Origin of the sequence: Acinetobacter sp. UBA3025 (assembly GCF_002367915.1) — a bacterium.
GTDB lineage: Bacteria > Pseudomonadota > Gammaproteobacteria > Pseudomonadales > Moraxellaceae > Acinetobacter.
In genome coordinates this window covers 1-9,390 of sequence record NZ_DFDO01000268.1, presented here as the reverse complement: position 1 = coordinate 9,390, position 9,390 = coordinate 1, and the positions used below count along the sequence as shown (strand labels likewise).

Annotated in this window: 10 protein-coding genes; 7 read left to right on the top strand and 3 right to left on the bottom strand. The window is 42.9% G+C overall.

Annotation, left to right across the window (positions count from 1 at the left end):
* Positions 1-491: SLC13 family permease (locus B4J23_RS11265; RefSeq protein ID WP_291360678.1), on the top strand; the 491-nt coding region annotated here is incomplete at its 5' end.
* 73 nt (positions 492-564) lie between these two features.
* Here the strand turns inward: B4J23_RS11265 and B4J23_RS11260 are convergent.
* Positions 565-1,674, bottom strand: a complete 1,110-nt coding sequence (locus B4J23_RS11260; protein WP_291360677.1) for an HPP family protein — start codon at positions 1,672-1,674, stop codon at positions 565-567.
* 198 nt (positions 1,675-1,872) lie between these two features.
* Positions 1,873-2,700: a transglutaminase-like domain-containing protein gene (locus B4J23_RS11255; RefSeq protein ID WP_291360676.1), complete on the bottom strand. Its 828-nt coding sequence runs from the start codon at positions 2,698-2,700 to the stop codon at positions 1,873-1,875.
* A gap of 314 nt (positions 2,701-3,014) precedes the next feature.
* On the opposite strand from B4J23_RS11255, the gene glyQ reads away from it, so the two are divergent.
* The 6 genes from glyQ (at position 3,015) to B4J23_RS11225 (ending at position 9,118) form a co-directional block, all read left to right on the top strand.
* A complete protein-coding gene (glyQ, locus tag B4J23_RS11250; protein WP_005232423.1) occupies positions 3,015-4,004 on the top strand; it encodes a glycine--tRNA ligase subunit alpha in 990 nt (329 codons plus the stop codon).
* Positions 4,004-6,073, top strand: coding sequence for a glycine--tRNA ligase subunit beta (glyS, locus tag B4J23_RS11245; protein WP_291360673.1), 2,070 nt, complete (start codon positions 4,004-4,006; stop codon positions 6,071-6,073). Before glyQ ends, glyS begins: the two co-directional genes overlap by 1 nt.
* 68 nt (positions 6,074-6,141) lie before the next feature.
* Positions 6,142-7,305, top strand: a complete 1,164-nt coding sequence (locus tag B4J23_RS11240; protein WP_291360671.1) for a TIR domain-containing protein — start codon at positions 6,142-6,144, stop codon at positions 7,303-7,305.
* Between the two features lie 81 nt (positions 7,306-7,386).
* Complete coding sequence (locus B4J23_RS11235; protein ID WP_159123919.1) at positions 7,387-7,776, top strand: hypothetical protein; 390 nt, start codon at positions 7,387-7,389, stop codon at positions 7,774-7,776.
* Positions 7,777-8,011: 235 nt separating this feature from the next.
* A complete protein-coding gene (locus tag B4J23_RS11230) occupies positions 8,012-8,491 on the top strand; it encodes a hypothetical protein (protein WP_291360668.1) in 480 nt (159 codons plus the stop codon).
* A 108-nt stretch (positions 8,492-8,599) separates the two neighbouring features.
* Positions 8,600-9,118, top strand: coding sequence for a hypothetical protein (locus B4J23_RS11225; RefSeq protein ID WP_291360666.1), 519 nt, complete (start codon positions 8,600-8,602; stop codon positions 9,116-9,118).
* Positions 9,119-9,156: 38 nt separating this feature from the next.
* Here the strand turns inward: B4J23_RS11225 and B4J23_RS11220 are convergent.
* Positions 9,157-9,390 (bottom strand): NAD(P)-dependent oxidoreductase (locus B4J23_RS11220; protein WP_291360664.1); only part of this gene is annotated, 234 nt, incomplete at its 5' end.

The window sequence follows — 9,390 nt, the reverse complement described above, 5'->3', positions numbered from 1 at the left end:
CCTGTCTGGTGGTGATTCTGGGTACGGCTACATGGAAACAGGTTGCTGAAAATACCGATTGGGGCGTGCTCTATCTGTTTGGTGGCGGCTTGACCTTAAGTGCTGTCTTGAAGGATTCAGGCAGTTCTCTGGTTTTAGGTCAAACACTGGCAAATGCTTTCGGTGACTCCTCGCCTCTCGTAATTATCTTCGTTGTGGCAACCTTCATCATCTTCCTGACTGAATTTACCAGTAATACTGCCTCGGCTGCCTTACTGGTTCCGGTCTTTGCCGCCATTGCCGACCAGATGGGTATGCCTAAAGAGATTCTGGTGATTGTGATCGGGATTGGGGCTTCTTGTGCCTTCATGCTACCTGTGGCGACACCACCGAATGCGATTGTGTTTGGTACTGGCCATATTCAACAAAGTGAAATGATGAAAGTCGGCTTTGTCCTGAATATCATGTGTATTTTCTTGGTCTCCCTGTTTATTTACTGGTTCTTTATCTAAGTTTAAATAAATCCAGATTCCAAATTAAAAAGCACCCGAGGGTGCTTTTTTTTCAGAACTATTCAAAACAGCTTTAAGCTCTCATTTTAAAATGGTTCAGTTCCTGATTCAGGGCAGCGATAATATCTGCGCGGCTGATAATTCCGACCAGACGCTGCTCACTCACTACCGGGATATAGTTAAAAGAACGTTCCACAAAATAGGGCACCAGATCCTGAATCGGCTGCAATGGCTGCACTGTGACTACCTTGCGGGTCATAATATGTTTGACCTGATGTTCCCAGCTGCTGCGCACATCTGCAGCACGTTTAAACCATTCTACCACCTGATACATGGCCAGCGTTCCCACCAGCTTGCCTTCCGCATTAACCACCGGCAGGCTCATCAGGTTCATTTCTTTAAATTTATCCAGTGCATGCTGAATATTATCATTGGCATGCAGGGTCACCACGTCTTTAGTCATAATGTCCTGACAGGTAAACTGGTTGACCGCACGGGCATTGGCTCGGTCCTGCGCTTCCAGAATAATCTTTTGCAGGTCATATTCACTAATGTCCAGCAGCTCGGTTTGCTGATCTAGTACTTCCTGAATATCTTGCGGCTGAATAGTGACTTTCTGGGTCGGGGTCGGATCTTTGGAACGGGTATTCAATTGCGCCTGCTGCGGATAACGCTTGCCAATCATTCGATTAAAGACGATCGCAATTACCATCAATAAGATCGAATTCAGCAGCACCGGATAGAAAACGAAAGCATAGCCGAGTTCATGCACCGCATTGCCGCCGAGTACCGCCGTAATAGCCACAGCACCACTCGGTGGATGCAGGGAATCGGTGGTCATCATCAGGATAATAGCCAAAGCTACCGCTAGACTAAAAGCTTCCGTCGGACTGGAAATAAACAAGGCACAGGTCACACCCACTACCGCAGCAATAGTATTACCTACCAGAATATTCCAGGGCTGTGCCAAGGGACTGGCCGGAACTGCAAACAGCAGCACAGATGAGGCCCCCATCGGCGCAATATACCAGGCTTCAAAATCACCCAGAATCCATAAACTCAGTAATGATGATACCGTGAGACCCAGTAGTGCCCCAATACCGCAGAGTAAACGGTCCTTGAGTGGAAGAACTTTAAAATTCGGTTTTAAGGTATTGAGCCAGTCGAGATTGGAATGGAACACGGCGCGCCTGATTTTAATGTTTACAGATTTTGCGCATTATAAAACTAGTCGCTTTAAAGATGTATTTATTTTATATCTTTTAATTACACTTAAATGGATGCTGTTTAAAAAGCTAAGTCACACACCAGAGAAAAACCATCCATCTAGTCCTATTTTACTATTCAATCTCTCATAGGATTTTCAATAAGATCATTCATGTCAGGTGATTTTAGTCTCAGCTTCGCTATGAGAACCAGATTTAATCAGAGGTTCGATTTTGAGCAGCTCGACCTGACCATAATAGGTTGAAAATGCTACATTTCCGGCATCTACCCCAGTACCAATGCGAATCAGCTCGTCGACCGGGGCTAAACGGGTCGGATCAAACTGCACCCACCCTCCTTCCAGATAGGCTTCAAAAATGGCATGAAAATCGGGTAAAAATTTTTCAATTTCCACATAACCGACCACCATGCGTGCCGGAATTCCTAAAGCACGACACAGCGCAACGCCCAAATGAGCAAAGTCACGGCATACACCCGCTCGGTGGACCAGTACATCTGTCGCAGTCGTAAACTGGTCAGAACAGCCAGAGACATAAGAAATATTGTTATAAATCCACTGTTCAATGGCTTTTACACGCGTATAGCCGGGCGTCATCCAGCCAAATGAGCGCTTCGCCATTTCTAATAATAAATCTGAATTGCAATAGCGGCTGGCCAGCAAATAAGGTAGTACCTCATCCGGCAGATCTGGGATTTTGACTTCATTCAGATTTTGCCTCAGATCAATCGGAATACTCGGCTGACGGGTAACTGTCGCGCTATAGTTCAGTTCAAATGCCTCACAGGGTTCGAGTTGCAACCGGATATGACGGTTTTGATGCTGAGCATCCTGAAATTCATGCCACTTGACCGGCATATTCATAGTGAGCTGTTCTCCGAGAATATTCTGATCGGGATGATGGGCGACCTGAACCATAAAAATAAATTCGGTAGGTTGCACAATCTTGTATTTTAAATGGCACTGAATTTGGTAAGTGGTCATGAAGTTCCTTATTATTAGGCATTATTATATTGTGTGAAGATTAAACTAATTCTAAGACCGCAATCGTATGAGATCAGTTTAACTTTATCGCGCTTCAGTGAACAGGATGCTATACATCTGATTTATTCCTGATTTTTGGATCTCATCCCATTGCTATTCCAGCATAAAATTGCAGCAAAGCCGCGCAAAATCTGGCATGAATGAAGACCATTTTAATTTTTTCCAAAATATTTTCAGCGTATTAACCCTTTGCCACTCCCCTGTAAAATACTTATAATCAAGCACAATTTTTCTCTAATTTTAAGTGGATGACCATGAGTCGCGCCATATCGCATATTGATACCTTCCAAGGCTTAATTCTTGCCTTACAAAACTACTGGGCGGAGCAAGGCTGCGTCGTGTTACAGCCTTACGACATGGAAATGGGTGCAGGGACATTCCACACTGCAACTTTCCTTCGTGCGTTAGGTCCCGAAACCTGGAATGCTGCTTATGTTCAGCCATCACGCCGTCCGAAAGATGGTCGTTATGGTGAGAACCCGAACCGTCTGCAACATTATTACCAGTTCCAGGTTGTGCTTAAGCCAAACCCGGACAACATCCAGCAGCTTTACCTAGATTCTTTAAAGGCAATCGGTATTGATCCTTTAGTTCACGACATCCGTTTCGTGGAAGATAACTGGGAATCTCCAACACTGGGCGCATGGGGTCTAGGCTGGGAAGTTTGGCTGAACGGCATGGAAGTGACTCAGTTCACTTACTTCCAGCAAGTCGGTGGTGTTGAATGCTACCCAGTAACCGGTGAAATCACTTATGGTCTGGAACGTCTGGCGATGTATCTGCAAGGTGTAGACTCAGTTTACGATCTGGTTTGGACCAAAGGTCAGTTCGGTACTGTGACGTATGGCGATGTGTTCCATCAAAATGAAGTAGAACAATCGACTTATAACTTCGAATATGCACCAGTAGAAAAAATGTTCGAACTGTTCGATTTCTACGAAGCTGAGGCGACCCGTTTAATCGAAGCTGAACTGCCATTACCTGCTTATGAGCAAGTGATTAAAGCATCACACAGCTTTAACCTGTTAGATGCGCGTGGCGCGATCTCTGTGACTGAACGTCAGCGTTATATTCTGCGTGTGCGTACTTTGGCACGTTCAATTGCGACCAGTTATGTAGCAGCACGTGCGAAACTTGGTTTCCCAATGGCAGAACCTCACCTACGTGACGAAGTCCTGGCTCAGCTTAAAGCTCAAGTAGAAGCAGAAGCGGCTCAAGCAGAAAAATCAGCGGAGAACAAATAATGTCTAAACATACAGTTTTATTTGAACTTGGCTGTGAAGAACTTCCTCCAAAAAGCCTGAAAAAATTACGTGATGCTTTAAAAGCTGAAACTGAAAAAGGCTTAAAAGATGCGGGTCTGGCTTTCGATGCGATCGAAGCTTATGCAGCGCCACGTCGTCTGGCACTTAAAATCGTAAATGTTGATGCTGCTCAAGCGGATACGCAAAAACGTTTTGACGGTCCTGCTGTGCAAGCGGCTTATGATGCTGAAGGCAAACCAACCAAAGCACTTGAAGGCTTTATGCGCGGTCAAGGCATTACGGTTGATCAGGTGTCTACTTTCCAGGCCGGTAAAGTTGAAAAAGTCTGCTACCTGAAAGATGTGAAAGGCCAAAGTCTGGACGTTTTACTGCCACAAATCCTGCAACATGCTCTGGATCAATTGCCTATCGCAAAACGCATGCGTTCTGCAGCTAGCCGTACTGAATTCGTTCGTCCGGTAAAATGGGTGGTCTTGTTAAAAGACAGCAATGTAATTGATGCAACCATTCAGGATCACAAAGCAGGCAACATGACTTATGGTCACCGTTTCCATGCGCCTGAAGCGATTATCCTAGCCAATGCAGATGTTTATCTGGATGCCCTTCGCGCTGCGAAAGTAATTGCTTCTTTTGAAGAACGTCAGGCGATCATCGACCAGCAAGTCAAAGCACTGGCTGATGAAGTAAATGCCATTGCAATTGTCCCTGCTGATCTTCGCGACGAAGTAACGGCTCTTGTTGAATGGCCTGTAGCTTTACGTGCCAGCTTCGAAGAACGCTTCCTTGCAGTTCCTCAAGAAGCATTAATCACCACCATGCAGGACAACCAGAAGTATTTCTGCTTGGTGAATGCTGAAAATAAATTACAGCCTTACTTCATTACCGTTTCAAACATTGAGTCTAAAGATCCGACTCAAATTATTGAAGGTAACGAGAAAGTGGTTCGCCCGCGTCTGTCTGATGCCGAGTTCTTCTTCCTGCAAGACCAAAAACAGCCATTAGCTTCTCGTAAAGAGAAACTGGCAAACATGGTATTCCAGGCACAACTGGGTACTTTGTGGAACAAGTCTGAACGTATTGCCAAACTGGCGGTAGCACTTGCGCCGATTACAGGTGCAAAAGCTGAAGATGCTGAAAAAGCGGCTCTTCTTGCTAAATGCGACTTAACTTCTGAGTTGGTGGGTGAATTCCCAGAACTTCAAGGCATCGCGGGTACTTACTACGCACGTCTTGAAGGCGAAAATGATGAAGTGGCTGAATCTTTAGGTGAGCAGTATTTACCTAAATTCGCGGGTGACGTTCTACCGAAAACCAAAACTGGTACAACAATTGCCCTTGCTGACCGTTTAGATACCTTGACTGGTATTTTCGGTATTGGTCAGGCACCTACAGGTTCTAAAGACCCGTTTGCGCTACGTCGTTCTGCGATTGGTATCCTGCGTCTGGTGACTGAAAATGAACTTGATGTATCTATTGAAGATCTGATCAAGCTGGCTTTGGCTGCTTATGGCGATGTATTGAAAGACCACGATAAGACTTTAAACGATGCGGTTGCCTTCCTTGAAGGTCGTTACCGTGCGAAATACGAAGACCAAGGCGTTGATGTTGACGTAATCCAAGCCGTTCAAGCGCTTTCACCAAAATCTCCGCTTGATTTTGACAAGCGTGTAAATGCGGTAAATCACTTCCGTGCATTGCCTGAAGCTGCTGCACTGGCTGCTGCGAACAAGCGTGTGGCGAATATTCTGGCTAAAGAAGCTGCGCCTGAAGGTGCTGTGGTTGAAGCCAATCTGGTGGAAGATGCTGAAAAAGCATTGTTCGCTGAACTGCAAAAAATTACTCCAGTGGTTGATCCGTTGTTTGCTTCTAAAGATTATACTGCTGCGTTGTCTGCATTGGCTGCTCTTCGTGCACCAGTCGATGCGTTCTTTGACGGCGTCATGGTGATGGCAGATGATGCTGAACTGAAAGCCAACCGTTTACGTCTGCTTGCTCAGTTGCGTGATCTGTTCACTAAAGTTGCGGATATTTCAGTGCTTCAACACTAAGTTCGTATTGCTTGAAATTTAAACAAAACCCCGCTATAAGTTAGTGGGGTTTTTATTATTAAAATAGTATGAAAGTATTTCTTAGTTACGCAAAAGAAGACAAAGACTTTGTTTTAGAATGTTATGAAGAATTAAAACGAAAAAACTTTAATCCTTGGATGGATGAACATGATCTTCTGCCTGGACAGGCATGGGACGAGTGTATTAAAGCTAATATGCAAGATACTGATGTTGTCTTAGTCTTTATGTCTTCTGATAGTGTTTCCAAAGTAGGTTATGTTCAGCGTGAATTAAAATATTTTGTAGATAAGAGAAAAGATTATCCAGAAGGATTCATTTATTTAATCCCAATTCAACTTGATAAGTGTCAAGTACCAAATACTATCGCATCAGAAATCCAGTTTATAAATATTAATCGAGATTTACAAAGTCAAGAATGGACTAAGGTTCTCAGATCACTAGATTTAGCATCTAAACAAAGAAATATTGAAAGGATTAATGAAGACTCTACGAAACCAAGAATTGAGTTAAAAGAAATATCTGAAAGTGTTACATCTTTTACAGGAGCTGAATTTAATAGCAATTACCCTGTCATTAAAGCAGCACATGATAACTTTAAAGAAGTAAATGATTTTATATATTCAATAGTTATAGACCAATTAATTCATTTAAGACAAAGATTCTTTGAGGAACCATTAGAAATCGAAAGAGAAAATAATGAACCTACATTTCGAGATATTTACGATACTCTAATAAATGCTGACATCGGATATGTCAGAAATAATTTCGTGAGTTTCATATTCACAAATTATTTTTATACAGGTGGAGCACATGGCAATCACCATTTTTTTACTAGAAATTTCTATGTAAACAATGGGAAAGCTATTCTTATCAATTATAACTTACTTTTTCACTCAGAAAATATTCTAGAAGCAGAGGCATTTATTAAGTCTTATTGCTATGAGGATTTATTAGCACAAATTGCTTATCGCTCGGAATTTGATGATTTCGATAAAGAGTGGGTTAAGCAAGGAAGTGAGCAGATCGACTCAAATACTATCCTCATTAAAGAACATGGCTTAGAAATATTTTTTGCACCATACACTGTCACTGCTTACGCATTTGGTGATTTTAAGGTCGAAATACCTTTTTATAAGTTATCAAAATATTTAGATAAACGACCTAATAGCTTCTATTCCTTATTAACTGCCTACGAATATGAAGAAGGTTAAGAAACCTTTCTCAACATTTCTAGGCATTTCACCATATATTTCATATACTCACCCTAACAACACTCAACAAGAAAGAAGCGCATGAAATTTCAAACACTCATTATGACGACTCTTGCGGGTATCGCACTTACAGCATGTACATCTCAACCCACCATTCCACAACTGGAACTGGGTGTATTACAGGAAGTAAAAAATCTCGAAGTTATTCCAGAAACCACCAACAATAAGGCGAAACTGACCAAGTTCCTCGACAAATGCGTGATTGAATTTACTGGCGATATCGGTAACAACCGTTCAGTTGAGCAATGGTCATTTAAAGGCATGACCCTGATTGATGCCGGCTCAGCGACTTTCCAGCGCGACGGTACCAGCACAGCACAAAAATTTGACCTACATGATGCGGCAGTACAAAAGAACTTTGTAACTCTGCGCAATCATTTTGCCAAAGATGCCCTGACACAATGTGACTAAACAAATCGCCCTGTTTTCATCCTGAAAATGGGGCTATTTATTTGAATGAATAGAAATTTAATCTTTCCTCTGATTTGACCTGCTCTTTCTTTCTCTTAAAAATTATAAAATCCTCGTATGGAACTACGCTGAACCTATACTCTCTTCACAGCTTATTCATTGTTTTTGGCTGATTATCCGTTACACTGAAAACCAAACTCAGACCGCTCTTTGACGAATTCGAGGTCGATCCATAATGAATATCAAAACCCCAATTATTTTAACGACAGCTTTAATGTTCTGTGCACCTGTATTTGCACAGACCGAAACCACTCAGACCACTAAACCGATTGCACCTTATGGTGAGAATCCGAACCTGCTGCATGTGTTTGCCTATAAAGCACAGGAAGGTGTTATCAATACCGCTGAAAAAGTAGGTGAAGTCACTGAAAAAGGCATTGCCAAAATCAAACCGGGTGTAGACCGTGCCTGGGGCAATACCAAGTCTGCGGCATCAGATACCATCCAGAAAGTAGATCAGGGTGCGACTCAGGTAGCACAGCAAACAGGGCAGAAAATTAAGCAAACCCGTGAAGTCTGGCGCGGTAATTCACAACAGGCACCGATCGTACAGCAGCCTTTGAGTCAGCCATCTACCGCAACTCAAAATTCATCGGTATCACAGCCCCAGTCAAGTTCCGGTACAGCGACCAGTTATGCAGTAGATGATCTCTAAATCATCGCATTGAAAAAAGCCCATTACGGGCTTTTTCTTTTAAGCATTGAAGATAGTTAAGCCTTTCTTTAGACTGAGCTCAAATAAAATCATGAGAAGATAATAAAAATGAGAAAAATTCTTTTCAGCTTTATCGTCGGTATTTTGTGTGGCGTAGCTATTCTATACATTACCTTACTGGTTTCAGGCGAAACCGTGACCTCAATTGCTGCGATTGATGATGAATTATCCTCCATCCCGAGCCTGTCTAGTGCGAATCCTTATAACCATAAAACCGAAGGCGAAAAAATCCAGCATATAGAACACTTGGAGGAAGCTGAATTTAGGCCCGCCTCTGGCAATAATGCCGACCTGTATCGGATCAAGGATATGTGTAAATTAAGAATCGGGACTCAAGGAGATGACATTTATAGCTATCGAACTGCTTATTTTTCGCAGAATCATCTGATTTATATGTTTGAAACCCATTATCGAACATCTTATGACAAGCGTCCCGATGAACGGGTACCCGAATTTAAGCGCGTCTATCAGGAAATTATATTTAACCCCCGGTCTGCACTGGTTCAGAGTGAATTTTTAAAGCTATTAGATAAATATATTACGCCAGAAAACCGAAAAAAATGCTGATCGAATTTAATCAGCATTTAGTTTTTATTTGGCAGTTTTTAATTTACCTGACGGATAGGCCGGCCTTGCTTAAAGGCTTCTACATTTTCCACCATCTGATCCACAATGCGTTGACGCGCATCAACGCTGCCCCAAGCATTGTGCGGTGTAACGATCAGGTTAGGAATTGAGGCATCGCGCACTACATTTCCCTCTTTAGGAGGCTCCACGGTAAGAACATCCGTCGCAGCACCGGCAATTTTGCCTTCGCGTACGGACTGAGCCAAAGCAGC